This window comes from Pseudomonas mandelii (assembly GCF_024138395.1).
Lineage (GTDB): Bacteria > Pseudomonadota > Gammaproteobacteria > Pseudomonadales > Pseudomonadaceae > Aquipseudomonas > Aquipseudomonas mandelii_E.
The window spans coordinates 68,002-93,617 of sequence record NZ_JAMYDU010000011.1; the positions used below are offsets into that span (position 1 = coordinate 68,002).

The window sequence follows — 25,616 nt, forward strand, 5'->3', positions numbered from 1 at the left end:
AACCGGGCGACCAACAACTTACTTGTGGTCTTTGACTTCTTCGAACTCGGCATCGACAACGTCGTCAGCCTTTTCAGCCGATTCTTCTTTCGGCGCCGCGCCTTCAGCTGGCTGAGCCTGATCAGCGTACATTTTCTGAGCCACTGGCGCGGAGACCTTGGACAGCTCTTCAACCTTGGCTTCGATAGCGGCCTTGTCGTCGCCTTTGATGGCGGTTTCCAGGGCAACTACAGCTGCTTCGATTGCAGTCTTCTCTTCAGCGCTCACTTTGTCGCCAGCATCAGCGACCATTTTGCGCGTCGAGTGAACCAGGGCATCGCCTTGGTTACGGGCGCTGGCCAGCTCTTCGAACTTGCGGTCTTCTTCAGCATTGACTTCAGCATCGCGAACCATCTGCTGAATTTCTTCCTCGGACAGACCGGAGTTGGCCTTGATCACGATCGACTGAGTCTTGCCGGTAGCCTTGTCTTTCGCGCCGACGTGCAGGATGCCGTTGGCGTCGATGTCGAAGGTCACTTCGATTTGTGGCACGCCACGTGGTGCTGGTGGAATCTCGGCCAGATCGAACTTGCCCAAGGACTTGTTCTGTGCGGCTTGCTTACGCTCACCTTGCAGTACGTGAATGGTCACTGCGCCCTGGTTGTCGTCGGCAGTCGAGAACACTTGCGATTTCTTGGTAGGAATCGTGGTGTTTTTCTCGATCAGCGCGGTCATTACGCCGCCCATGGTTTCGATACCCAGGGTCAGCGGGCTGACGTCGAGCAGCAGAACGTCTTTCACGTCACCGGCCAATACCGCGCCCTGGATAGCAGCACCCATGGCAACAGCTTCGTCAGGGTTGACGTCTTTACGTGCTTCTTTACCGAAGAAATCGGTCACCAGTTTCTGAACCAATGGCATACGGGTCTGACCGCCGACCAGGATCACGTCGTTGATCGAACCCACGTCGATACCGGCGTCTTTCATGGCGATGCGGCAAGGTTCGATGGTGCGCTGAACCAGATCTTCAACCAGCGCTTCGAGCTTGGCGCGGGAGATTTTCACGTTCAAGTGCTTAGGCCCGGTAGCGTCTGCAGTGATGTACGGCAGGTTCACGTCGGTCGACTGGCTCGAGGACAGTTCGATCTTGGCTTTTTCAGCGGCTTCTTTCAGGCGCTGCATGGCCAGCGGGTCACCCTTGAGGTTCATGCCGCTTTCTTTCTTGAACTCGTCAACGAGGTAGTCGATCAGACGAATGTCAAAGTCTTCGCCGCCCAGGAAAGTGTCACCGTTGGTGGCCAACACTTCGAACTGATGCTCGCCATCGACTTCAGCGATTTCGATCACGGAAACGTCGAAAGTACCGCCGCCCAAGTCGTAAACGATCACGGTGTGATCGCCTTTCGCCTTGTCCATACCGTAGGCCAGTGCGGCTGCGGTTGGTTCGTTGATGATACGTTTAACGTCCAGACCCGCGATGCGGCCGGCGTCTTTGGTGGCTTGACGCTGGCTGTCGTTGAAGTAGGCCGGAACGGTGATCACCGCTTCGGTCACTGGCTCGCCGAGGTAGTCTTCGGCGGTCTTCTTCATTTTCTTCAGAATTTCAGCCGAAATTTGGGGCGGCGCCATTTTCTGGCCGTTCACTTCAACCCAGGCGTCGTTGTTGTCAGCCTTGACGATCTTGTAAGGGACCATCTGGATGTCTTTCTGCACAACTTCTTCGTCGAAACGACGACCGATCAGACGCTTCACCGCGTACAGGGTGTTATGCGGATTGGTCACTGCCTGACGCTTGGCTGACTGGCCAACCAGGATTTCACCGTCGTTGGCATAAGCGATGATCGACGGCGTGGTACGCGCGCCTTCAGCGTTTTCAATAACTTTGGCTTTGCCGTTTTCCAGCACGGAGACGCAGGAGTTGGTAGTCCCCAGGTCGATACCGATAATTTTGCCCATGTTCACTCTCCCGAAACTTTTGATTTGGATGCCGCAGTAGTGGTGGCTGACTGCGGTAGCACTTAAACGCTTGACTTCTAAATGGGGGCCTTGCGGCTAATTTCAAGCCTGCTCGTCAATCGAAGGCGAAACCGGTGCAGGTGCCTTGCTGACCACGACCATGGCCGGGCGCAGCAGGCGACCGTGAAGCTGGTAGCCCTTCTGAAACACCTTGAGCACGCTGTTTGGCTCGACGTCGGCGCTTTCCTGCATGGCCATCGCCTGATGGTGCGAGGCATTGAAGGGTTCGCCTTCAGGATCGATCGCTTCCAGGTGATAGCGCTTCAGGGTGTCCTGGAACATTTTCAGGGTCAGCTCGATCCCTTCGCGCATCGGACGAATGTTTTCGTCGTCAGGGTTGGATAGCTCCAGACCGCGCTCCAGGCTGTCGATGATCGGCAGCAGGTCGCCAGCGAACTTTTCCAGGGCGAACTTGTGAGCTTTTTCAACGTCCTGCTCGGCACGGCGGCGGACGTTCTGCAGATCGGCGGCTACACGCAAAGCCTGATCCTGCGCACCAGCCAATTGCTCTTCGAGCCCTTGTACACGAGCCGCCAGGTCTTCACCCGAAGCCTCGGGGCCCTGGTTGGCGTCTAGATTTTGCGTATCCACTGTCTGTTCGTCAGCCATAGATTTCTCCTTCCAATATCGTCCGCGAGCTCAACTCGCGCTTCTGCCCCGGTATATGGGGCCGCAAAATCCAGCTTCAAGGGCTATTTGATGATTAACCCTACAAAAAACAGCTGCATTGTCATTCCTCATTGCGCTAAGGATTCCCTTCAATCAAGCAAATCGACCTAAGAGGAAGCATTGTCAGCCAGAAACAAAACACTGTATAAATAACCAGACCTAAAGCCTGGGAGCGGCCTTTATGCTGGTGCACCTGTCCGTACATAACTACGCCATCGTTGAACATCTCGATCTCGAACTCGATCGCGGGATGAGCGTGATCACAGGGGAAACCGGCGCCGGCAAGTCGATCATGCTCGACGCCCTGGGCCTGACCCTGGGCGATCGCGCCGATAGCGGCGTGGTCCGCCCGGGTGCGGACAAGGCCGATATCCTGGCCACCTTCGATCTGGTCGACATCCCGGAAGCCAGTGCCTGGCTGGCGGAGCGCGACCTCGAGAACGACGGTCCGTGCATTCTGCGTCGAGTGATCACCGCTGAAGGGCGTTCGCGCGGTTATATCAACGGCACCCCCTGCCCCCTCGGCGACCTGAAAGCCTTGGGCGAATTGCTGATCGATATCCACAGCCAGCACGAACACCAATCCCTGCTCAAAACCGATACCCACCGCCGCCTGCTTGACGAATACGCCGGCGCCACGGACCTGGCTCGCCAAGTGCAACTGGCTGCCCAACGCTGGCGCCAGACCCGCCAGGAACTGGAACGCCTCTCCAACTCCGGCGACGAACAGCGCGCCCGTCATCAGTTGCTCAGCTACCAGCTCGAAGAACTGGAAAACCTCGGCCTCGGCGAAAACGAGCTGGTGCAGCTGGAACAGGAACACAAGAACCTGACCAACGCCGAAACCCTGCTGGGCATTTGCCGGCAAGTGGTCGAACAATGCAGCGAAAGTGATTCCGGCAATGTATTGAACGCGCTCACCGCCAGCCTTAATCGCCTATCGAGCGTGAACAATTCGATCGGAGCCCTAGGCGAAGCCAGCAGCCTGCTGACCAGCGCGCAGATTCAGGTTGAAGAAGCCGTGGGCGAGTTGAACCGTTTTCTCGACAATTTCGACGCCGATCCGGCCCGCCTTCAGTACCTGGAAGAGCGCCTCGATGCCATCTACACCCTGGCGCGCAAACACCGCATCCAGCCAACCGAAGTCGCCGAGATGCAGCAGAAGCTACTCGATGAAATCGAAACCCTGAATGCCAATGACGAATCCATCGAACGACTGAGCGATGAGCTGGCCTCCTATGCCCGCCATTATCAGGAGAAGGCTCGGGAGCTGAGCGATCTGCGATATCAAGCTTCGAGCAGCCTGGCCAGTGCCGTGGAACAGGAAATCCAGCGCCTGGGCATGCCCGGCGGCCGCTTCACCATCGAACTTCGCCCCAACAGCAGCGACGAACTGCTGCCCAATGGGCTCGAACAGGTAGAACTGCTGGTGAGCGCCAACCCCGGGCAACCGTTGAAAGCCCTGGCAAAAGTAGCGTCGGGAGGCGAGCTTTCGCGTATCAGCCTGGCGATTCAGGTGATCACTGCACAAACCTCGCGCGTACCGACCCTGGTGTTTGACGAAGTGGACGTGGGTATCGGCGGCCCGACCGCCGAGATTGTCGGCCAATTGCTGCGACGCCTCGGGGAGCGCGGGCAGGTTCTGACCGTGACTCACTTGCCGCAAGTGGCGGCACAGGGGCATCAACACCTATTTGTACACAAGGTCCGCGGTGAAGACGCCACGCATACAGCCGTCTCCAAACTGAGCAAGACCGATCGTGTCGAAGAAGTGGCACGGATGCTGGGCGGCATCGATCTCACCAAGGAGTCCTTGGCGCACGCGAAGAAAATGGTCGTTACCGCGAAAATTTAAAAGCGGCAGAAAGCACGAAGGCGACCCTGGGGTCGCCTTCGTTCGTTTCGCGAACCTGAAGTTCGCGCGACATGCTTACTTTTTCTTGCGCACGTACAGTACAAGATTGTGATCAACCATCTCGAAGCCATACTTGTCGACGATTGCTTTCTGCAGCCGCTCGATTTCTTCGTCGAAGAATTCGATCACTTCACTGGTTTCGACGTTGACCATATGGTCGTGATGCTTGCCGTCGTCCAGCTCGAAGACCGCATGGCCTCCGTCGAAGTTGTGCCGCACCACAAGGCCAGCTGCCTCGAACTGGGTCAGAACACGGTAAACCGTGGCCAGACCGACGTCCTCACCAGCCTCCATCAGCGCCTTGTAGACATCCTCGGCACTCATGTGGCGTTGCTCGGCGGAATCGAGCATTTGCAGAATTTTGACCCGTGGAAGGGTCACTTTGAGGCCGGCTTTGCGTAGTTCGCTATTTTCAACCATGGTCAGCTTTCTCGCGATGCTGCTTCGCAGCTTCTCTTAATGCGGGTATGATCGGCGTTTACGTTGTCCCAGCCAAGATAGTGGAAGTCGCCCACCGATGCAAAACACCAAGCTCTTGCTAACCAGTTTCACCTTTGTGGGACTGCTCGCACTCGCCGGTTGTTCATTCCCCGGGGTTTACAAAATCGACATCCAGCAGGGCAATGTCGTCACGCAGGACATGATAGACCAGTTACGCCCGGGAATGACCCGCCGGCAAGTACGGTTTATCATGGGTAACCCTCTGCTGACCGACACGTTCCATGCCGATCGCTGGGATTATCTGTACAGCCTGCAACCGGGTGGCGGTGAACGCCAACAGGAACGCATTAGCGTTATCTTCAACCCAAATGATCAACTTGTCAGCCTCTCTGGCGATTTCATGCCGGGCGTGAGCCGCGACGAAGCGATTCTCGGCAAGGACAGTGACACTACCGTGACCACGCCCGCCGAAAACGCCGAGAAGCCGAAGCCGGAAAAACCGGTCAAGCCAGGGTCGTTGCTGGACCAGATCCAGAAGGACGTGGACAACGTGGAAACCGTTCCAGTCCCGACGCCAGAACCGCTGGAAACCTCGCCGCAATAATTTGCGACGCAATAAAAAACCCGGCATGTCCGGGTTTTTTATCGTCTGGCGTTTAACCGAATCACTGATTCCGGGCTTTAGCCTCGGCCGCTTTGGCGGCGCGCAACCGGCGAACTTCTTTCGGATCGGCGAGCAACGGTCGGTAAATCTCGAGGCGGTCCCCTGCCTGAACCGGACGAATGGCCGGCTCCGCGATCACTTTGCCGAAGATGCCAACCGGACAACCGGCCAGATCCAACTCAGGAAATTCGCTGTTCAGGCCGGATTTGAGCAACGCATCCCGCACCGTTGCGCCCACCGGCACGGTTACGGTCAGCAGCACTTGACGATCAACGGCGGCATATACAACTTCGACTTTGATCACGACCTCAACCATGCATCTGTTTGGCGCGCTGGCAAAACGCGTCCATCAGCGTATTCGCCGCCTGATTGAACAAAGGCCCCAATGTGGCACGCACCAGCGGTCCCGAGTAGGCGAACGACAAGTCCAGACTGATCTTGCAGGCCTTCTCGCCCAACGGCTTGAACACCCAGACGCCGTGCAACTGACTGAACGGACCTTCCTCGAGGTTCATCTCGATCGAACGCCCGGGCACCAGGGTATTACGTGTCACGAAATGCTGACTCAGGCCACCCTTGGCCACGCCGACACTGGCACGCATAAGCTCAGGAGTGCTTTCCAGGACTTCCGCCGACGAGCACCACGGCAGGAATTCCGGATAGCGGGCCACGTCGTTGACCAAGTCATAAAGCGCTTGTGCCGGATACGGCAGCAGGGCCGAACGTTGAATGTGTGTCGTCATGTCAGCGTTACTTCCACAGCTGGGCGGCAAACACTACAAGAATGCCGATGGGCGCCACATAGCGCATCAAGAACAGGGACAGGGCGAACAGCACCGGACGGCGGATCGACAATTCGTCGCGCACCGCTTCACGCCCCATCACCCAGCCCGCAAACACCACGAAACACAAACCACCGAGTGGCAACATGATCCGCGAGGTGAAGAAATCGATCACACCGAAGAAGTCCAGACCACCGGCGGCTCCCCATTGATAGAGGTGGAACATCCCGCCTTCGTTCACGAAAAACCTGGCTTCCTTCCAGATATTGAAAGAAAACACAGTGCCCAAGCCGACGAACCAGCAGATGAAGGCCAGCCAGAAGGTGACCCAGGCGCGACTTATTTTCGTGCGTTCAACCAGGTAAGCCACCATCGGTTCGAGCAGGGAAATCGCTGAACTCCAGGCCGCAATCGCTACCAGTACGAAGAACACTACGCCCATCAACTGGCCGAACGCTACGTTGCCAAAGGCAAATGGCAGGCTGACGAACATCAGGCCTGGGCCTTCGCTTGGGTTCAGGCCCGCGGCGAACACAATCGGAAACAGTGCCAACCCGGCTACCAGCGAAACGAAGGTATCGAGCAGTGCCACGCCAACCACAGTCCCGGACATCGATGAACTCTTCGGCATATAAGCGCCGTAGATCATGATCGAACCGACGCCCACGCTCAGGGAAAAGAAAGCGTGCCCCATTGCTGGCAGCAAGCCATCGAGCACTTTTTCCGGATGGAAGTCGAACATGAAATGCACGCCTTCCATGAAATGGCCCGTGGTCATGCTGTAGCCCAGCAACACAAGGATCATCACGAACAGCAGTGGCATCATGATTCGCAGGCTGCGTTCCAGCCCGGCGACCACACCTTTGGCGATCACAATGGCGGAGAGGAGCATGAAAATCGTGTGCCAAAGTATCAGGCGCCACGGATCGGCGATCACATTGCCGAAATAGGCGCCGACCTGATCAGGCGTCGCCCCCTGGAAGTCGCCACGGCCCATATCAATGATGTAATCCAGCGACCAGCCACCGACCACACTATAGAAAGACAGAATCAGTAGCGCCGTGATCATCCCGGCAAATGCGCCCCAGGACCACTTCGCCGAATGCCCCGCTTCCAAAGCCAGGACCTTCAAGGCATTCGCCGGGCTCTGCCGCGCGCGTCGGCCGATCAGGGTTTCGGCCAGCATGACGGGTACACCGATCAGCGCGATACAGGCCAGGAACATCAGCACGAAGGCTCCGCCACCGTAGACGCCAACCATGTAAGGGAATTTCCAGATACTACCCAGGCCCACGGCCGAACCGGTCGCGGCGAGTATGAAGACCCAGCGGCTAGCCCAACTGCCGTGGACAGAAACCTTGTCTGTCGACATCGTTATCACGCCCAAGCGTTCAAAAAAGAGGCCGCATTGTCCGGGATTCAATCAACCTGCTCAAGCACGTAGCTTCACCGTAGCCGACAGCGGTGTAACTCCATATAATGCCGCCCCTATGGCTAAACAGAAGAAACACCCAACAGGGACCATCGCGCAGAACAAAAAGGCGCGACACGATTACTTCATCGAGCATAAGTTCGAGGCTGGTCTGGTCCTGGCCGGCTGGGAAGTAAAAAGTTTGCGGGCAAGCAAGCTACAACTGGTTGACAGTTACGTACTGCTCAAGGATGGCGAAGCCTGGTTGCTCGGCAGCCACATTACGCCGCTGATGACTGCCAGCACCCACGTCATCGCTGATCCGACCCGCACCCGGAAATTGCTGCTCAACCGCCGCGAACTAGAAAAGCTGGCCGCTGCCGTACAGCAAAAAGGTTACGCCTGCGTATGCCTGTCCTGGTACTGGAGCAAGCACATGGTCAAGTGCGAGATCGCTCTGGGCAAGGGCAAGAAGGAATACGACAAGCGTGATACCGAACGCGAGCGCGACGCCGGTCGTGAATTGCAGCGTGCGGTGCGAAACAAGGGTAAGGAAGATTAATTTTCCACCCTGATCGTTCCCACGCTCTGCGTGGGAATGCAGCAATGGACGCTCTGCGTCCCCTGTGACGCGGAGCGTCACGGGATGCGTTCCCACGCAGAGCGTGGGAACGATCATTCATCCAAACCTACATCCCCTTGCGCCGCTCCGCCCGAGCCACGCGCTGTACTTCCTGACGCACCTCTTCCAGCACTTCCTGCACATACAAAATGTGCCGACTGGAAACCTCCCGCGCCTCCTCTGCCCGTCCTTCGATAATCGCCAGATACAATTCCCTGTGCTGCGCAATCAACATGTCGCGGGTTTCGGAACGCTGTTTGTACATGCCGCCGATGTTGGTCACCACGTTGCGTTTGAGCAGGTCGAACAGCCCACGAATGGTGTGCAGCAATACTGCGTTATGACTGGCCTCGGCGATCGCCAAATGAAATTTCGCATCCGCCGCGCCTTCCTCTGCCCGACTCACTTCGTCATGGCGCGAATAGCAGTCTTGCAACTCATCGAACGCCGCCGTCAGCCGCTCGCGATCCACGTCTGTGGCGCGCAATGCCGCGTAGTAAGCACAGGATGCTTCCAGCGTATGACGAAACTCCAGTAAATCGCGCTGGGCCTCGGGGTTGCTTTCCAGCAGATGCAACAGTGGATCACTGAACGTCGAGCCCAAGGATTCCACCACATAGTTACCGCCGCCCTGACGACTGACCAGCAACCCTTTGGCCGCCAGTTTCTGAATCGCTTCGCGCAACGAAGGGCGCGACACGCCGAACTGCTCGGCCAACGCACGCTCGGCTGGCAGACGCTCGCCGGCCTTTAACGTGCCCTCGAGAATCATCCCTTCGAGCTGCTCGACAATATCGTCAGACAAACGGCGCTGCCGAATCTGATCAAACCCCATCACTCAATTCTCCACGATCCCGGCGGCTCGCCGGGCTCTCTATTCTGGCCTATCGGCGCTGCGCCAGCACCTACCAGACGACGTTTGATCGAACAGATCAGATGCGATCTGCACCGCTCATTCGACAAAAGTTTTAGGGCGGCAAATTGACACACCACATACAAGGCTTTTACCCTAGCCAACAGCGATTGTAAATTGGTATTACCAATTATCCAAGAACGCTGACCAGTGCCTGACCAACAACAATTAGGGGCCACCCCATATGCAAACCTGGCAACAGCTCTACAGCCCGCTCGGCAGTCTTGGCGTGTCCGCACTCGCGGCCGTCATCCCCATCGTATTTTTCTTCCTGGCTTTGGCCGTATTCCGCCTCAAAGGCCACGTGGCCGGCAGCATTACCCTCGCGCTGTCGATTGCCGTAGCAATCTTCGCGTTCCAGATGCCGGTCGATATGGCCTTCGCGGCAGCCGGATATGGCTTCGCCTACGGCTTGTGGCCGATTGCGTGGATCATCGTGGCAGCGGTGTTCCTCTATAAACTCACGGTCAAAAGCGGCCAGTTCGAAGTGATCCGCAGCTCGGTGCTGTCGATCACTGACGACCAACGCCTGCAAGTGCTGCTGATCGGCTTCTGCTTCGGCGCATTCCTGGAAGGTGCCGCCGGCTTCGGCGCACCGGTAGCGATTACCGCCGCGCTGCTGGTAGGTCTGGGTTTCAACCCGCTGTACGCCGCCGGCCTGTGCCTGATCGCCAATACCGCGCCGGTAGCCTTTGGCGCATTGGGGATTCCGATCATCGTCGCCGGGCAAGTCACCGGCATCGACGCGTTCAAGATCGGCGCCATGACCGGGCGCCAATTGCCATTGCTGTCGCTGTTCGTGCCGTTCTGGCTGGTGTTCATGATGGACGGCTTGCGCGGCGTTCGGGAAACCTGGCCGGCGGCACTGGTGGCCGGTTTGAGTTTCGCCATCACCCAGTACTTCACTTCGAACTTCATCGGCCCGGAACTGCCGGACATCACCTCGGCGCTGGCCAGCCTGATTTCCCTGACACTATTCCTGAAAATCTGGCAGCCAAAACGTGCCGCTGGCGCCCACATCGTCGGCGCCGTCTCGGCCTCCGTGGTGGCCAGCACCGGTGGTTTCGGCCAACCGCGCACTACCGTGGCATCGCCCTACAGCCTGGGGGAAATTATCAAAGCCTGGTCGCCGTTCCTGATTCTCACCGTATTGGTCACTCTCTGGACGCTGAAGCCATTCAAGGCGATGTTTGCCGCCGGCGGTTCGATGTATGGCTGGGTATTCAACTTCGCGATTCCGCATCTGGATCAAATGGTGATCAAGGTCGCCCCGATCGTGACCGCCCCGACAGCGATTCCGGCGGTGTTCAAACTCGATCCGATTTCCGCGACCGGCACGGCGATTTTCTTATCCGCGCTGATCTCGATGCTGGTACTGAAGATCAATATCAAAACTGGTCTTACCACTTTTAAAGAGACCTTCTACGAACTGCGTTGGCCGATTTTGTCCATCGGCATGGTGCTGGCCTTCGCCTTCGTCACCAATTACTCGGGCATGTCGTCGACCATGGCTCTGGTACTGGCAGGCACCGGCGCGGCATTCCCGTTCTTCTCGCCATTCCTCGGCTGGCTCGGCGTGTTCCTGACCGGTTCCGATACTTCGTCCAACGCACTGTTCAGTTCGCTACAAGCGACCACCGCGCACCAGATCGGCGTCAACGACACCTTGCTGGTGGCGGCGAATACCAGCGGCGGCGTGACCGGCAAGATGATTTCGCCGCAATCGATCGCCGTGGCCTGCGCCGCGACCGGACTGGTGGGCAAGGAATCGGATCTGTTCCGCTTCACCCTCAAGCACAGCCTATTCTTTGCAACGATCGTCGGCCTGATCACATTGGCTCAGGCTTACTGGTTCACCGGCATGCTGGTGCACTAAGAACTACACGCGACACGGAAAAAACCGACGCCGGATTACGCCCCCGGCGTCAGCTATTCACAACCGGGTCTGCAAGGCTGCTGAAAGCTTCTCTCTCTATATTCAGCAGCCTCAGCGGACGGATAACCGGGACCACCCGGAGACACGCCTGATGAGCGAGCTTTTTTACAACGCAGTGTCGAACGCGACCCGCGTCGCCCCGCCACTGCCCGAGCCTCGGCAATACCCCAGCGAAAAACCGTCACGGGTCTACCTGTTCGGGACTTGCGTGGTGGATCTGTTCTACCCGGAAGCCGGAATGGACGCGATTCACCTGCTGGAACGCGAAGGCATTCGTGTCGAATACCCGCAAGGGCAAAGTTGCTGCGGGCAACCGGCCTACACCTCGGGGTATACCGAACAGGCCCGGACCGTGGCGCGCTCGCAACTGGCGCTGTTTGCCGGGGATTATCCGGTGGTGGTGCCGTCGGGATCCTGCGCGGGCATGTTGCGCGAACACTATGCCGACTTGTTCAAGGACGAGCCGCAAACGCTGAAACAGGTTCAGGCCCTGGCTGCCCGGACTTATGAGCTGGCCGAGTTCCTGCTGTTTGTCTGCAAGGTGCAGCTCAAGGACAGCGGCGAACCGGTCAAAGTGGCGCTGCACACGTCGTGCTCGGCACGCCGTGAAATGAACACCCATCTGCACGGTCGTGAGTTGTTGGCGCAGCTAAGCAATGTGGAGCGAGTCGACCATAGCCACGAAAGTGAATGCTGTGGCTTTGGTGGGACTTTCAGCGTCCGTATGCCAGATATTTCCGGCGCGATGGTGGCTGACAAGACCCGGGCATTGAAGGAATCCGGCGCGCACAAGGTACTCAGTGCCGACTGCGGCTGCCTGATGAACATCAATGGCTCGTTGGAGAAACAGCAGGAAGCGTTGCGCGGTCAGCATCTGGCCAGTTTCCTGTGGCAGCGTACCGGAGGTGCCCGATGAGCACTTCCACGATTATTCCTACGGTTGCCGTAGAAGAAGATTTTCGCACCCGGGCTCACAAGGCTTTGGCTGACACGCAACTGCGAAACAACTTTCGTAGTGCGATGGATTCACTGATGAGCAAACGGGCAGCGTCCTTCAGCGATGCCTTTGAGCGAGAACATTTGCGAGCGCTGGGCAATGCTGTCCGCGCCCGTGCTTTATCCAAGTTGCCCGATTTGCTCGAGCAGCTTGAACAGAACCTGACCCGCAACGGTGTGACAGTGCACTGGGCGGAAACGGTGGACGAAGCCAATGGCATCGTCTTGTCGATCATCCGCGCTCACGAGGCGCGGCAAGTGATCAAGGGCAAATCGATGGTCAGCGAAGAGATGGAGATGAATCATGTCCTCGCGGCTCAAGGCATTGAATGCCTGGAGTCGGACATGGGCGAATTCATCGTCCAGCTCGACCACGAGAAGCCTTCACACATCATTATGCCGGCGATCCACAAGAATGCCGGTCAGGTCGCGTCCTTGTTCCACGACAAACTTGGCGTGGAGTACACCAAGGACGTAGACCAACTCATTCAGATCGGTCGCAAAGTCTTGCGACAGAAATTCTTCGAAGCAGACATCGGCGTCTCCGGCGTCAACTTCGCCGTGGCCGAAACCGGTACCCTGCTACTGGTGGAAAACGAAGGCAACGGGCGCATGTCGACCACCGTGCCGCCCGTACACATTGCCGTCACGGGCATCGAGAAAGTCGTCGAAAACCTGCGGGACGTTGTACCGCTGTTGTCGCTGCTGACCCGCTCGGCCCTCGGCCAGCCGATCACCACCTACGTCAATATGATCTCCGGGCCACGCAAGGAACATGAACTCGACGGCCCGCAGGAAGTGCACCTGGTATTGCTCGACAACGGTCGCAGCCAGGCGTTTGCCGACAGCGAATTGCGCCAGACCCTGAACTGCATCCGCTGCGGCGCCTGTATGAATCATTGCCCGGTCTACACTCGAATCGGAGGCCATGCCTATGGGGAGGTTTACCCTGGGCCTATCGGAAAAATCATCACCCCGCACATGGTCGGCCTGGCGAAAGTCCCCGATCACCCGAGTGCGTCTTCGTTATGTGGTGCTTGCGGTGAAGTCTGCCCGGTAAAAATTCCGATCCCTGCATTGCTGCGTCGCCTACGGGAAGAGAACGTCAAAGCCCCGGACAGCCCGCATCAAGTGATGCGCGGTCAGGGCAGCAAATACTCGCGCAAAGAACGGTTTATCTGGAACGCCTGGGCGAAGCTCAACAGCTCGCCAACGCTCTATCGCCTGTTCGGCTTCTTCGCCACCCGCCTGCGTGCACTGACGCCGAGCAATGTTGGCCCGTGGACCCAGAACCACAGCGCACCGAAACCCGCCGCGCGCTCACTGCATGACATGGCCCGCGAGCATTTGGCCAAACAGGGAGACCGCTGATGAGCGCCAAGCAAAATATCCTCGCCAAATTGCGCACCAGTCTGACAGGCACCACGCCGGTGCCTGACAACTTCGATGTCGAATTGGTGACCGAGCCCTACACCTACACGCCAGAGCAACGCATCCCGCAACTGCGCAAACTGATGGAAGCGGTGCACACCGAAATTCATCTGACGTCCGGAGAAGGCTGGCCCGAATTGCTGGCGCAACTGCTGCAGGATCGCCAGTTGCCAAGCCTGTTGATCGCGCCGGCAACACCCCACGGTCAACGTGTCACTCAGCATTGGGCGAAAAATCCTGGCTTGCCAGCACTCAAAGCCTACGACCGCCCGGTGGAGGAATGGAAAGCCGAGTTGTTCAACGACACCCCGGCCAGCCTGACCACCACCCTCGGAGCGATCGCCGCGACAGGTAGTCTGATTCTCTGGCCGACGCGGGAAGAACCGCGCCTGATGAGCCTGGTGCCGCCGGTGCATTTCGCGCTGCTCAAGGCCAGTGAAATCCGCGACAACTTCTATCAGGTGCAGCAGGAATTCGAATGGGCCCAAGGCATGCCGACCAATGCCTTACTGGTGTCTGGGCCATCGAAGACAGCCGACATCGAACAAATTCTGGCCTACGGCGCCCACGGGCCGAAAGACCTGGTCGTTCTGATCCTGGAGGACCAATGAGTCTACCGGCGGCGTTCCTGCGAGATGCGCAGCAACTGATTCCTGAAACACGACGTTTCGACGATCCGCTGTCGACCTTGGCCTTTGGCACCGACGCCAGTTTCTACCGGCTGATTCCGAAACTGGTGATTCGCGTCGAGTCCGAAGACGAAGTGGTGGCGCTGCTCAAACTGGCGCAACGGGACAAAGTCCCGGTGACCTTCCGCGCCGCCGGCACCAGCCTGTCTGGCCAGGCCATCAGCGATTCGGTGCTGATCGTGCTGGGCGATAACTGGAACGGTCGCGAAATCCGTGGCCAGGGTATGCAAATCCGTCTGCAACCAGGTGTGATCGGCGCCCAGGCCAACGCCTGGCTGGCACCGTTCGGACGCAAGATCGGTCCGGATCCGGCGTCGATCAACGCCTGCAAAATCGGCGGCATTGTCGCCAACAATGCGAGTGGCATGTGCTGTGGCACGGCGCAAAACACCTATCACACACTGGCCGGGATTCGTCTGGTGCTGGCCGATGGCAGCCGTCTCGATACCGAAGACGCCGCCAGTGTCGCAACCTTCCGTGAGAGCCAAGCCGAGCTGCTGGAACGTCTGGCGACGTTGGGCCGCGAGACCCGCGCCAATGCCGAACTGGCTGCGAGAATTCGCCACAAATACCGTCTGAAAAATACCACCGGACTGTCACTCAATGCGCTGGTGGATTTCGACGAGCCAGTGGATATCTTGAGCCACTTGCTGGTGGGCTCAGAAGGCACGCTCGGGTTCATCAGCGCGGTGACCTACGACACGGTGATTGACCACCCGAACAAGGCATCGGCGCTGATCGTGTTTCCGGATGTAGAAACCTGCTGCAACGCCGTCACCGTGCTGAAAAGCCAACCTGTATCGGCGGTGGAACTGCTGGACCGTCGCAGTCTTCGCTCGGTGCAGGACAGACCCGGCATGCCGGCTTTCGTACAACAACTGTCGACCAATGCCTGCGCCCTGCTGATCGAATCCCGCGCCGCCTCTTCTACTTTGCTGCAGGAACAACTGGCGCAAATCATGGCTTCGCTGACTGGGTTCCCGGTAGAGAAGCAAGTCGACTTCACCGAAGACCCGGTGGAAAACGCCCGGCTCTGGGCGATTCGCAAGGACACCTTCCCTGCCGTCGGCGCGGTACGCAAAACCGGCACCACGGTGATCATCGAAGACGTGACCTTCCCGGTGGAACAACTGGCCAGCGGCGTCAACCGCTTGATCGAGCTGTTCGACAAACATCACTACGACGAAGCAATACTTTTCGGACACGCCCTGGAAGGTAATCTGCACTTTGTCTTCACCCAAGGCTTCAACAGCGCGGAAGAAGTCGCACGCTACCAGGCATTCATGGACGACGTGGCGCAATTGGTGGCCGTTGAATTCGGCGGCTCGCTGAAGGCCGAACACGGCACCGGTCGCAACATGGCGCCCTTCGTCGAACTGGAATGGGGCAGCGATGCTTATCAGTTGATGTGGCAACTCAAACGCCTCCTCGACCCTAACGGCATTCTCAACCCGGACGTGGTGCTCAGCGACGACCCACAGATCCACCTCAAGCACCTGAAACCGCTGCCCGCCGCCGATGAGATTGTGGATAAGTGCATCGAATGCGGCTTCTGCGAACCAGTGTGTCCATCGAAAGACCTGACGCTGAGTCCACGCCAGCGCATCGTGATCTGGCGTGACATTCAAGCGAAGAAACGCGCCGGCACAGACACCGCCGAACTGGAACAGGCTTACGAATACCAGGGCATCGATACCTGCGCCGCCACCGGCCTGTGTGCACAACGTTGCCCTGTAGGAATCAACACCGGCGAGCTGGTGAAAAAGCTCCGCGGCCGTAAAGCGACGCATACGAAAACCGCTAACTGGATTGAAGGAAATTTCGCCACCGCGTTGCAAGGCGCGCGCTTCACCCTGCACGTCGCCAACGGTGCGCGGATGCTGCTGGGGGCGCCGCGCCTGGCGAAACTGTCGGCATCACTGACGCGGCTGTCCAAGGGGCAGGTTCCGCAATGGACCAACGCCATGCCGCAGCCGGAAAGGGCCATTCGCTTCAGCCCGACCGTGTCGGACGAGCGGCCTCGGGTGGTGTACCTGGCGGCCTGCGTGTCGCGGGTCATGGGCCCGGCAGCGGGTGATAAAGAGCAAATGTCGCTGTACGAAAAAACCCGTGGCCTGTTGGAAAAGGCCGGTTATCAGGTAGTTTTTCCAGACAATCAAGACAACCTCTGCTGCGGTCAGCCATTCGCCTCCAAAGGCTACGCCGAACAGGCCGAACACAAACGCCAGGAACTGATCGGCGCACTGCTACACGCCAGCCGCGGCGGGCTCGACCCGATCTATTGCGACACCAGCCCTTGTACCTTGCGGCTGGCTCAGGACTTGGGCGATGTGCGGCTGGACCTGTACGACCCGGTGCGTTTCATCCGCACTCACTTGATGGATCGTCTCGATTTCACCCCCCAGGAAGCGCCGATCGCGGTGCACGTCACGTGCAGCACTCAGCATCTCGGCGAAAGCCAGGCGTTGATCGATCTGGCGCGCAAATGCAGTAAAAACGTGGTCATTCCGGAAGGCATTCACTGCTGTGGCTTTGCTGGCGACAAGGGCTTTACTACCCCGCAATTGAATGCCCATTCGTTACGCACGCTCAAGGACGCGGTTCAGCAATGCAGTGAGGGGATTTCCACCAGCCGCACCTGTGAGATCGGTCTGACACAACATGGCGGCATTGACTACCACGGACTGGTCTATCTGGTGGATCGAGTGACGCAGGCCAGGGCAACCTGAAGAAAAATAGAACCCTGACGCACCGTCGCAGTCCACTGATCAAGTCCCGCGAACGTGGGACCTTTCCCAAAATTGGCAGCCCGTCCTGATGGCCAGCGATGCCTGGACCCTCAGTTCAAGGAGATATATATGAAACGCTCTGTACTGTTAGGTCTGTTCGTTACTGCCTCAATGCTGGCGTCCTCCTCGTTTGCCGCCGGCGGTTCGGACGATCTCTGTGCGACCAACCTGCAAGCCATTGCCAATGCCAAGACCCAGACTCTGACGCCGGAAATCAGAACTCGCGTCGAGGCCAGCGTCCAGCAGGCCAAGGCCTACCAGGCGCAAAACACCGAGGAAGGCACCAAAAAATGCATCTCCGAAACCACTCAAACCCTGCAGGAAATACAGAACCAGGACAAAGGCGATAAAACCTGATAACCACTGAGGGCCAACCTACGGGTTGGCCTTCTGAGCCGCGTTGGCGTACACTGTGCACGCTTGTTGCTCACTCAGATGTACAGAGCAATGAGTTCGGGGCCGTTTAGGATTCGACGCCGGTTGCGAAACTTTAGGTGCATGCCGAGTTGGTAACAGAACTCGTAAATCCACTGTTGCAACTTTCTATAGTTGCCAATGACGAAACCTACGGGGAATACGCTCTCGCTGCGTAAGCAGCCTTAGCCCTTCCCTCCTGGCACCTTCGGGTCCAGCAATCATCAGGGGATGTCTGTAAACCCAAAGTGATTGTCATATAGAACAGAATCGCCGTGCAGTACGTTGTGGACGAAGCGGCTAAAACTTACACAACTCGCCCAAAGCACCCTGCCCGTCGGGTCGCTGAGGGTTAACTTAATAGACACGGCTACGCATGTAGTACCGACAGCGGAGTACTGGCGGACGGGGGTTCAAATCCCCCCGGCTCCACCACTTCATCATCTAAAGACGTCCACGGACGTCTTTTTTGTGCCTGAAATCCAGTGAAATCAAGGGTTTGAGCGCTACTGGGCTCCATAGATCGTTTTTGAGTTCCAGCCGACTTGGTATTCCCAGTGGTATTCCCGGCTACCCAGCGCTAATCTTGGGAATACCAAAAGGTGACATGGAGTACTTCTCATGTGCGCTCAAACCGCCCTCTCGGACCGTCAGCTCAAGGCTGTCAAACCCAGAGACAAGGACTACGTCCTCACCGATGGTGATGGGCTTCAGCTCCGCGTCCGGGTCAATCGCTCGATGCAGTGGAACTTCAACTACCGGCATCCCGTTACCAAGAATCGAATCAACATGGCGCTCGGCTCCTATCCCGAGGTTTCTCTGGCGCAAGCCCGGAAGAAAGCGGTTGAGGCCAGAGAGCTGTTGGCGCAAGGCATCGACCCCAAAGCTCAACGCAACGAGCTGGTGCAAGCCAAACGAGCGGAGACAGAACACACGTTCGAGAATGTGGCCACCGCCTGGTTCGAGCTGAAGAAGGACTCGGTCACGCCGGCGTATGCTGAAGACATCTGGCGCTCACTCACACTGCACGTTTTTCCGAGCATGAAATCGACACCGATCTCGGAAGTCAACGCACCGATGGTGATCAAGCTCCTTCGCCCAATCGAAGCCAAAGGCAGCCTGGAAACAGTGAAGCGACTGAGCCAACGGCTCAACGAGATCATGACCTACGGGGTCAACTCAGGAATGATCTTCGCGAACCCCCTCAGCGGTATCCGGGCGGTATTCAAGAAGCCGAAGAAAGAGAACATGGCTGCGCTTGCACCTGATGAACTTCCGGAGCTCATGCTGGAAATCGCGAATGCCAGCATCAAGCGGATCACCCGCTGCCTGATCGAATGGCAACTGCACACCATGACCCGCCCTGCCGAAGCGGCCACCACCCGATGGGTAGACATCGACTTCGACAAACGTATCTGGACCATCCCGCCGGAGCGCATGAAAAAGCGTCGTTCGCACACCATCCCGCTGACCGAACAGGCACTCGCGTTACTGGAGGCGCTCAAGCCCCACAGTGGTCACAGGGAATACGTGTTCCCGGCAGATAGAAACCCGCGCACCCACGCCAATAGCCAGACCGCCAACATGGCGTTGAAACGCATGGGCTTCCAGGACCGCTTGGTCAGCCACGGCATGCGCTCCATGGCCAGCACCATCCTGAATGAGCATGGCTGGGATCCGGAGCTGATCGAAGTCGCGCTGGCGCATGTCGACAAGGACGAAGTCCGAAGTGCCTACAACCGAGCGGACTACATCGAACGCCGGAGACCGATGATGGCTTGGTGGAGTGAGCACATCCAGAAAGCGGCCACTGGCAACCTGTCGGCATCTGCGATCAATCAAACCAGGGACCACAACGTCGTGCCGATACGGTGAGCGCTCACCGGACGCTGCTGGTAACCGAGGATGACTCCCCAGATGGAGTGATGGTTGATTTGGCGACAGCGGCGACACCGGCGACAACCCACGTAATACCTGGCCTGCAGCATGGCGACAAAAGTGGCGACTGTCGCCGTTGCAAGCCTTGCTCTTGGGGCCTTTTGACTAAGTCCATGCGGGCGGGAAGGCTCCGCATTCCCACTCGCATGGGCTCTGCGTTATGGCATCTCACTTGACCACCTAGTTGCATTGCCACTGACCAGTTGTTTGCATCCGACTTGACCAGTCATTTGCATTCGCGCTGACCAGCCGTTTGCAGTTGATGGGTGTCAGCGGGTGCCACTCCGCGGGAGTGCGTCAGCCAAGCACTGAAGGACTGCAACCGGCCGATTCTGTTGAAAAAGTCGGTCGTGTTTTCTAAAGCAGAAAAGTCCGCGTCGGAGATTGAAATCCTGAATGTCCGCAGAGCCTTTCAGGCTGAAATTTCACGTAGAAGCGTGCTGAAGAGCGCTTTCACCGATCCATCCTACGGCATTCTGAAAAAACCTACTTTTTCAACAAAATCGGCCAAAAGCGACCATACAAGGCGGCCGGTTAAACAGTCACTTCGGAACAGACTCCGAACAGGGATACCCTGTGAGTGGCGCACTCATGGGCCCAGCCTTCTTCCCTCGTCTGTATAGATCACGTCAGGCTGACGCGGCGAGGCACACGCCGCGGAAGGACTCGCTCTGTTGTAAAGCCGCGCTGCGACGGTCGCCAAGATCGACCAGCGCATCAAGCACCTGCAGCAGTTTGCGGGCCAGAGGAGCCGGTAGCGGATGCAATCGGTCAGCGTGCGCCTGCACCAGAGCCGCAATAGCGGATGGTACCGAGGAGCCTTTCCAGCTTGCAGGCAGGCGTCCATCGACGATTTGGGCCAGCACCTGATCGGCGAACGTTTCGACAGGGTAGGCAGCGCCGGAACGCTCGCACAGTGAGATAAACTGGCGTGCGACATAAGGGTTCCAACCAGCGACGCGCACCATGCGATCTACAAGCGGCATCACTTGGCCGAGATCGTCCCAGCGGTTGTTGGCAAAGCGCGCGGCGCCAGGGGCGTGTTCGACATCCACGAAGAGCAGTGACTTCACTAGCCCTGGTAGATCGAAGCCGCCAATGCGTCCGTCGTTGTATTTTGAGCGGCGCAGGTCGCGGTTCTCCAGAGTCCGTTCAAGCACGGTGTGCAGCAGTTGTAAGGTGTCATTCCGAAGCTCAGGCGCATCGAGGACATCGCGGCAGACTACCGAACAAGTAAATGGCGCGAGCAGCCGCATTGCAATCTCGTCGGACTGCGCGAGGATTGGCATCAGCAACCGATCTTGGATCTCGTCAGCAGGAAAATAAGGCGCAACGCTTGCCATCATCAGGCTCAGCTGATTCTGCCACTCGTACAAGTTACTATTGCTGCGCTCGCGCGACCGTCGCTGCGGAGTTCGCCACACTGGGTCAATAGTGTCGAGTGTCCAACCAACAAACGCCTCGATGGCATCGACATACTGCGCGCGAGCCGTGCTTGCCATAACCGCCGCTACAGGTACTTTCTGCAAGACGTTCGCGGCATACTGGCTGTCCCACAGATCATCGGTGCTCTGCCAACCGTCTTCCTCATCTTCATCAATAACTTGCTGACTTGCAGCATCCTGAGGGACCTGTACCCACGAAGGCCGTGGGCACACCCAAGAGGGCAACAGGCCTGGCTCGCGGTACTCTTCGAGAGCTACTTCCAAAATCGCGGCACGTCTGTCTGACTTTATCTGCCGCCGAGCCTCAACATCGAGCTTGTACATGTCTCGATTACTAGCGAGCTGTGCCAACCGCAGCCCAAGATTGAAGCCACACCAGGCGAACCGCGCATCGCGTTCCCAGCAGCCAGCGACGCCGGCTAGGGCAACGAGCGAGACCGCATCAAGCGGGTGCGCGATCAAACGATAGAGTGCTTCGCGGTCGGAAACTAGTTCACGGCCAGACTTGATACGCGCCGCCAACGCATGCGCCACGAAGATCTTTGGGTGCCAAGGGATCGCTGATCCGGCAAACGTGTCGTCAAACATCTCGTCTTCCGTAACGAGAAAGCGTTCGATAATGGCATCGGCCCAAGCCTCATGCATGATCGCGTCGGCAAAGCAAATCACCACTGCCGCTGTTCCTGCAACCGTGCCTTCCAAGTGCCCATTGCCTGGCATCAGTGACGTTGACCGGCTCTCAGTGCTCGCTTCATCAATTTCCCTCGCGCGCTCGACGGCCTCGTCGACAGAGAAGCCCGCAGCCCAGTGGCGCGAGGTGAAACATTGGTCGACCCATAGCCACAACTCCGTCTCCCGTGCCACCTGCGCATGGCGCTGGATGGTCGCTAGCACCTCGGGAGCTTCGTGCCGAGGACTGCTCACCGAGATTTGGACCGCATCGCTGCGACCGGGGATCGGTTTGGTGGTGTAGTTTTCGACATGCCCCAGCTCGGACCAAAGTTCAGCCGTGCCACGCAATTCCGCCACATACTCGAGGTCCCCCGCCTCTTCTTGGTAGGTGAATTCAAGCCTGTTCGGAAAATCGTCAAGAGCCAGACGGCAGGAGTTCCGGAGGGTCGCGTCGTCGCTGAGGACGAAAAGAGGTACAAGGTCGCGTAATTCCAGAAAGCGCGACTTCATCTTGAGGTTGTCGGCAACTGCTTGTCGGTGATGCTCATCAGCGCTCCCCTTTTCGAACCCAATCAACCCGGCACTTTGAAGTTGGTACTCCTCGAGCTTTCGGCTCATATCGACCCGCCATAGTCGAAGGCTACTCAGCAGCGCCAAAGTCGTTGGCGATACTTGTTTCTCTCGCAAGACAAGGTGTACCGCAATACCCAGGATTCCAATACTAATGTGCCCTTCGAGCAGCTGTTGCAGCACGTCGTCCAATGGGCGACTGGCATCGAGTTGCCCAATGGCCCAACGTTCTAGCGCCATTAGCGCGCATTCCACGACCTGCGGCCCACCATGGCCGCGGAACCAGATGTAATGCCGGTTGCTTCCCCAATACTCTTGCGGCCCCCATGGAAACTCGATCACGAGCGGCAGAGGTGTCGAGCTGCCATGACAGTGTCGATGCAACTGACGCCATGCAGTGGTCGCATGGTTAGTGACGTCGCGAATGAGTGCGAGTGCTATAGCCGGATTACGAGTTAACAATGAATGGAACGGCTCGCGCAGCGGCGAGGCGGGAAAGTAGCCATGATGGTCGCCACCGATCGATAACCGCTCCCAATCGTGATGGGAGAACGAATGGTGCATGATTGACGAGCTTGAGAGCGCCAGCTTATCGAACCGAGATCGGTTCTCCGCAGAGATGGCCTCGACTTCCTGGCGACGGCGATAATGCTCATCAGCTTCGCGGCGCCATCGTATCGACGTGTCGTCAGGCAGTTCCTCTGAGAACCAGTGCCGTGCTACCCGCGCCAACTGCTCCGGATGGGTCTCTGCCAGCACTGGCGCATAGGTCATGAGTTCGCGGAACGCGCTATCTGACCAACGCTCAATTGTCTCGACCTTGCAAAGATAAGCCTCCACGACAGTCGGGTAGGCTCGTGCGGCCCTTAAAACCAACGCTCGCAATTCCGCCACCAAATGCGTAGGGGCTCTCGGGCGAGGCGAGGCATCGTTCGCCGGCCAACTGAAACGGCGGTCCGCCTGCTCGTCCTCGATCGCGTGCAACCAGGTTGAACACTGCGCCACAATTCGCTGCGATACTGCGTTGGGGTAATCCGCGACAGCGACCTGCCAGGTTCCGAACAGTGTGATGAGGTCCCCGAGGAGTGTGTCTGGTATCGACTCAGTGTGTTCGATTGCCCATGTGATTAAGCGGCCCCATGCTGCGAAGTCCGACGGCCAGCCCAACAAGTCCGCAAGACGGATGCGTGCGGCAGCTTCTAGGTTGCCACCGAATCCTCCAGACAGCACCATTGGATTGGGCGTTGTCTTCTCGGCCTGCATCCATACCAGGAGCTTTCCGAACAGTCGGTGGCCGTTTGCCGCTAATGTGGTAGCGAATATTTCGACATGCTCGAGGAAGTTTGGATTGAATACGGGCGCCACGAGCCAAGCGCGTAACCACTGCGGCCTCACCTGAGCACGCTCTAGCGCTTGGAGCTCGCGCGACCACTCGTTAGGGACGAGATAAGTCGCCTGAGCGAGCAACTCCACCACCCGCGCCAAGGCAGGCGGTTCACCGGCTGCGGTCAATGTTGCGATCCACTCGTCCCCTTGATCCAGCAGCAGGTGAAAGAAGGACCACTCGAAGAAGATGTCGTGGCTGAACTGCACTGTATGGCCCGTACGTACTTGATGCACTAGACCATCCTCCTCCAAGGCGGAGAGCACACTCTGGGTCGCGGTCGAAAGGTCGCGGATGCGAACATTTCGGCCCAGGTTGGGCGCACTACACTGCGCCAACTCAACCAATGCCCGCTGTCGCGCCAAGGCCTGAGGCGCGTGGGCGTCATAGCCGCCTCTCGTCCACCAGGCCTCTACAAGGTCCACCTCCGACTGAGGTTCGAACCCGGAGGGGTAAGCCAACCGCGAAAAACCCCGTGCTAGTACGGCAGCAAAGAATGGACGGCGCGCCAGCGTGAGTACGCGCTCATTTCCGCCAGTCAGGAGCGGCCGCAGCGCTGGCAGCGAGTCTGCGAGCAAGCTGGTCTCTTCGTCCGACAAGTTCTGCACATCGACATAGCCGACGCCACTGTTGTTTAGCAGCGCTGGAGGTACCCAATTGCGCAGGGGCTCAATGCCGGTGTCGCGCGCAGTAGCGACTACGCGCCAATCGGAAAGCGTCGGATTCGTTAGAAGCTGACCAAGCAAGTCAGTCAAAATCGCGCGTTGCTCCGGCGCAATGCGGTCTAGGCCATCAATGAGCAAAGTGGCATGCCCAGTAGCGGCAACTTCTACAAGCAGCGACTCGATTGATGTGGTCGCCAAACCAATCGACCGGGCATGCTCCGACCAACTGCGGCCCGAGAGCCGGTTGGCGGCGAGGAACAAGGTAGTACCATCGACATCCAGCTCTTGCAACAGGTCGCGCAATAGCACCGTCTTTCCGGTGCCTGGCAGGCCCTTGATCAGGGTCAAGCGGTGAGCAGTTATCTGATCACCGAGCTTGTCGCGCAGCACTCTGCGCTTGAGGTGAGTTCCCCCGATATCGTCTGCCTGCTGGGCAAGCCAGTTGCGCGTGTTGTCACGAAGGATTTGCATGTCACCGATAAACGCGGGGGCCCCGATGAAACGCCAGCCCGCCAGAAAGCGTATCAGCGATGCACGGGTATGTACGGCGCAGCTACCAGCGCCATCGCGAGCGGATTGGCGCAGCAACCCCCACAAGTCATAGGCACGTGCAACTTGCGTCGGCACCAGCGCGCGTTGCAGGCTAACAATAGCCTCCGCTTCATGCGTCGATCCGGAGTGAAGGAAGTCAAATCGGATCAGCACCAAGTGCAAAAGCAGGCGATACAATTGATCGTCGGTCAGTGATACGCCTGTAACCTGTGCAATCATTCGAACAGCTTCGACCACAGAGCGGTGGGCGGCTGAGGAGTTCCCACCCTCGGCAAATCGATGCATGAAGACTGCCGTTGTATCGGAGGCCCGCGCCCATTCGCATACAGTGGTGAAAGCCCGGGACGGCTCTTCCGCTACCACTCCCGTAATCACTCCGACACGGTCCACGCTCTCGCGAAAGTTGGGGTTCTGCAAAGTTTGCCAACTGCGCTGGATCACTTCGCGAAAGTCAGTGTTGGTCTCCGCCCCCGAGATTGTGAGCGAACGCTTAACTTGTAGCGATAACCGCATGACCGATCCGTCGGCCAAAGAAACCGCATCCACGATCACGTCGTCTAGTGGTTCGCCAAAGTCGGCCTGCTGCTGGGCCACCCGCTGCACGATCCTCGCATCAAGGCCCGCCGCCGTCGTGCCGCCGATCATGGCTGCGAGGTAATGAGCTGCGACCGCATCTTCATAGGTAAATCCGGCACCGCCGGTGAGTTCAGGCGAAGTCATGCT

Annotated in this window: 18 protein-coding genes and 1 other RNA gene; 11 read left to right on the top strand and 8 right to left on the bottom strand. The window is 58.1% G+C overall.

The features are described 5' to 3' along the window. Nucleotides 1–18: 18 nt before the first annotated feature. Both dnaK and grpE read right to left on the bottom strand, forming a co-directional pair. Complete coding sequence (dnaK, locus tag NHU87_RS17540) at nucleotides 19–1,935, bottom strand: molecular chaperone DnaK (protein WP_253551145.1); 1,917 nt, start codon at nucleotides 1,933–1,935, stop codon at nucleotides 19–21. Between the two features lie 102 nt (nucleotides 1,936–2,037). After that, a complete protein-coding gene (gene grpE, locus NHU87_RS17545; protein WP_253551147.1) occupies nucleotides 2,038–2,604 on the bottom strand; it encodes a nucleotide exchange factor GrpE in 567 nt (188 codons plus the stop codon). Between the two features lie 241 nt (nucleotides 2,605–2,845). Here grpE and recN point away from each other — a divergent pair, with 241 nt between their 5' ends. Continuing rightward, complete coding sequence (gene recN, locus NHU87_RS17550) at nucleotides 2,846–4,519, top strand: DNA repair protein RecN (protein ID WP_253551149.1); 1,674 nt, start codon at nucleotides 2,846–2,848, stop codon at nucleotides 4,517–4,519. Between the two features lie 75 nt (nucleotides 4,520–4,594). On the opposite strand, the gene fur is transcribed toward recN, so the two are convergent. Continuing rightward, nucleotides 4,595–4,999, bottom strand: a complete 405-nt coding sequence (gene fur / locus NHU87_RS17555) for a ferric iron uptake transcriptional regulator (RefSeq protein ID WP_003197684.1) — start codon at nucleotides 4,997–4,999, stop codon at nucleotides 4,595–4,597. Between the two features lie 97 nt (nucleotides 5,000–5,096). Between fur and NHU87_RS17560 the strand changes: the two genes are divergently transcribed. After that, nucleotides 5,097–5,624 (top strand): outer membrane protein assembly factor BamE, encoded by a 528-nt coding sequence (locus NHU87_RS17560; RefSeq protein ID WP_038978896.1) that lies wholly within the window; start codon nucleotides 5,097–5,099, stop codon nucleotides 5,622–5,624. Between the two features lie 61 nt (nucleotides 5,625–5,685). On the opposite strand, the gene NHU87_RS17565 is transcribed toward NHU87_RS17560, so the two are convergent. Genes NHU87_RS17565 through NHU87_RS17575 form a run of 3 tightly spaced genes read right to left on the bottom strand, consistent with a single transcriptional unit; the run spans nucleotide 5,686 to nucleotide 7,838 of the window. Then, entirely contained in the window at nucleotides 5,686–6,000 is a 315-nt protein-coding gene (locus NHU87_RS17565; RefSeq protein WP_253551151.1) for an RnfH family protein, read from the bottom strand. Further along, on the bottom strand, nucleotides 5,993–6,427 hold the full coding sequence (locus NHU87_RS17570; protein ID WP_253551153.1) for a type II toxin-antitoxin system RatA family toxin: 435 nt from the start codon (nucleotides 6,425–6,427) through the stop codon (nucleotides 5,993–5,995). The genes NHU87_RS17565 and NHU87_RS17570 overlap by 8 nt, the downstream gene beginning before the upstream one ends. A 7-nt stretch (nucleotides 6,428–6,434) precedes the next feature. Further along, nucleotides 6,435–7,838 carry a sodium-dependent transporter gene (locus NHU87_RS17575; protein WP_253551155.1) on the bottom strand — a complete coding sequence of 468 codons (1,404 nt, stop codon included), beginning with the start codon at nucleotides 7,836–7,838 and terminating at the stop codon, nucleotides 6,435–6,437. Between the two features lie 118 nt (nucleotides 7,839–7,956). On the opposite strand from NHU87_RS17575, the gene smpB reads away from it, so the two are divergent. Beyond that, entirely contained in the window at nucleotides 7,957–8,439 is a 483-nt protein-coding gene (gene smpB, locus NHU87_RS17580) for an SsrA-binding protein SmpB (protein WP_007900551.1), read from the top strand. 127 nt (nucleotides 8,440–8,566) lie between these two features. Here the strand turns inward: smpB and NHU87_RS17585 are convergent, their stop codons facing one another. Next, nucleotides 8,567–9,334, bottom strand: a complete 768-nt coding sequence (locus NHU87_RS17585) for a GntR family transcriptional regulator (protein ID WP_253551157.1) — start codon at nucleotides 9,332–9,334, stop codon at nucleotides 8,567–8,569. Between the two features lie 262 nt (nucleotides 9,335–9,596). On the opposite strand from NHU87_RS17585, the gene NHU87_RS17590 reads away from it, so the two are divergent. The 8 genes from NHU87_RS17590 to NHU87_RS17625 all read left to right on the top strand — a co-directional run bounded on the left by NHU87_RS17590 (nucleotide 9,597) and on the right by NHU87_RS17625 (nucleotide 19,542). Next, a complete protein-coding gene (locus NHU87_RS17590) occupies nucleotides 9,597–11,288 on the top strand; it encodes a lactate permease LctP family transporter (RefSeq protein ID WP_253551159.1) in 1,692 nt (563 codons plus the stop codon). A 151-nt stretch (nucleotides 11,289–11,439) separates the two neighbouring features. After that, nucleotides 11,440–12,264, top strand: a complete 825-nt coding sequence (locus NHU87_RS17595) for a (Fe-S)-binding protein (protein ID WP_253551161.1) — start codon at nucleotides 11,440–11,442, stop codon at nucleotides 12,262–12,264. Beyond that, nucleotides 12,261–13,715 carry a LutB/LldF family L-lactate oxidation iron-sulfur protein gene (locus NHU87_RS17600; protein WP_253551163.1) on the top strand — a complete coding sequence of 485 codons (1,455 nt, stop codon included), beginning with the start codon at nucleotides 12,261–12,263 and terminating at the stop codon, nucleotides 13,713–13,715. The genes NHU87_RS17595 and NHU87_RS17600 overlap by 4 nt, the downstream gene beginning before the upstream one ends. Next, nucleotides 13,715–14,386 (top strand): LutC/YkgG family protein, encoded by a 672-nt coding sequence (locus NHU87_RS17605; protein ID WP_253551165.1) that lies wholly within the window; start codon nucleotides 13,715–13,717, stop codon nucleotides 14,384–14,386. Before NHU87_RS17600 ends, NHU87_RS17605 begins: the two co-directional genes overlap by 1 nt. Then, nucleotides 14,383–17,193 (top strand): FAD-binding and (Fe-S)-binding domain-containing protein, encoded by a 2,811-nt coding sequence (locus NHU87_RS17610; RefSeq protein WP_253551167.1) that lies wholly within the window; start codon nucleotides 14,383–14,385, stop codon nucleotides 17,191–17,193. The genes NHU87_RS17605 and NHU87_RS17610 overlap by 4 nt, the downstream gene beginning before the upstream one ends. Before the next feature lie 129 nt (nucleotides 17,194–17,322). Beyond that, nucleotides 17,323–17,610, top strand: a complete 288-nt coding sequence (locus NHU87_RS17615; protein WP_253551168.1) for a hypothetical protein — start codon at nucleotides 17,323–17,325, stop codon at nucleotides 17,608–17,610. A 98-nt stretch (nucleotides 17,611–17,708) separates the two neighbouring features. Then, nucleotides 17,709–18,102, top strand: a transfer-messenger RNA (tmRNA) gene (gene ssrA / locus NHU87_RS17620). A gap of 186 nt (nucleotides 18,103–18,288) precedes the next feature. Beyond that, entirely contained in the window at nucleotides 18,289–19,542 is a 1,254-nt protein-coding gene (locus NHU87_RS17625) for an integrase domain-containing protein (RefSeq protein WP_253551170.1), read from the top strand. A gap of 692 nt (nucleotides 19,543–20,234) precedes the next feature. Here NHU87_RS17625 and NHU87_RS17630 read toward each other — a convergent pair. Next, nucleotides 20,235–25,613: an AAA family ATPase gene (locus tag NHU87_RS17630; protein ID WP_253551172.1), complete on the bottom strand. Its 5,379-nt coding sequence runs from the start codon at nucleotides 25,611–25,613 to the stop codon at nucleotides 20,235–20,237. Between the last annotated feature and the right edge of the window lie 3 nt (nucleotides 25,614–25,616).

Coding starts and splice junctions, on each gene's coding strand:
- dnaK (WP_253551145.1), bottom strand. CDS start 1,935: ATGGGCAAAATTATCGGTATCGACCTGGGGACTACCAACTCCTGCGTC.
- grpE (WP_253551147.1), bottom strand. CDS start 2,604: ATGGCTGACGAACAGACAGTGGATACGCAAAATCTAGACGCCAACCAG.
- recN (WP_253551149.1), top strand. CDS start 2,846: ATGCTGGTGCACCTGTCCGTACATAACTACGCCATCGTTGAACATCTC.
- fur (WP_003197684.1), bottom strand. CDS start 4,999: ATGGTTGAAAATAGCGAACTACGCAAAGCCGGCCTCAAAGTGACCCTT.
- NHU87_RS17560 (WP_038978896.1), top strand. CDS start 5,097: ATGCAAAACACCAAGCTCTTGCTAACCAGTTTCACCTTTGTGGGACTG.
- NHU87_RS17565 (WP_253551151.1), bottom strand. CDS start 6,000: ATGGTTGAGGTCGTGATCAAAGTCGAAGTTGTATATGCCGCCGTTGAT.
- NHU87_RS17570 (WP_253551153.1), bottom strand. CDS start 6,427: ATGACGACACACATTCAACGTTCGGCCCTGCTGCCGTATCCGGCACAA.
- NHU87_RS17575 (WP_253551155.1), bottom strand. CDS start 7,838: ATGTCGACAGACAAGGTTTCTGTCCACGGCAGTTGGGCTAGCCGCTGG.
- smpB (WP_007900551.1), top strand. CDS start 7,957: ATGGCTAAACAGAAGAAACACCCAACAGGGACCATCGCGCAGAACAAA.
- NHU87_RS17585 (WP_253551157.1), bottom strand. CDS start 9,334: ATGGGGTTTGATCAGATTCGGCAGCGCCGTTTGTCTGACGATATTGTC.
- NHU87_RS17590 (WP_253551159.1), top strand. CDS start 9,597: ATGCAAACCTGGCAACAGCTCTACAGCCCGCTCGGCAGTCTTGGCGTG.
- NHU87_RS17595 (WP_253551161.1), top strand. CDS start 11,440: ATGAGCGAGCTTTTTTACAACGCAGTGTCGAACGCGACCCGCGTCGCC.
- NHU87_RS17600 (WP_253551163.1), top strand. CDS start 12,261: ATGAGCACTTCCACGATTATTCCTACGGTTGCCGTAGAAGAAGATTTT.
- NHU87_RS17605 (WP_253551165.1), top strand. CDS start 13,715: ATGAGCGCCAAGCAAAATATCCTCGCCAAATTGCGCACCAGTCTGACA.
- NHU87_RS17610 (WP_253551167.1), top strand. CDS start 14,383: ATGAGTCTACCGGCGGCGTTCCTGCGAGATGCGCAGCAACTGATTCCT.
- NHU87_RS17615 (WP_253551168.1), top strand. CDS start 17,323: ATGAAACGCTCTGTACTGTTAGGTCTGTTCGTTACTGCCTCAATGCTG.
- NHU87_RS17625 (WP_253551170.1), top strand. CDS start 18,289: ATGTGCGCTCAAACCGCCCTCTCGGACCGTCAGCTCAAGGCTGTCAAA.
- NHU87_RS17630 (WP_253551172.1), bottom strand. CDS start 25,613: ATGACTTCGCCTGAACTCACCGGCGGTGCCGGATTTACCTATGAAGAT.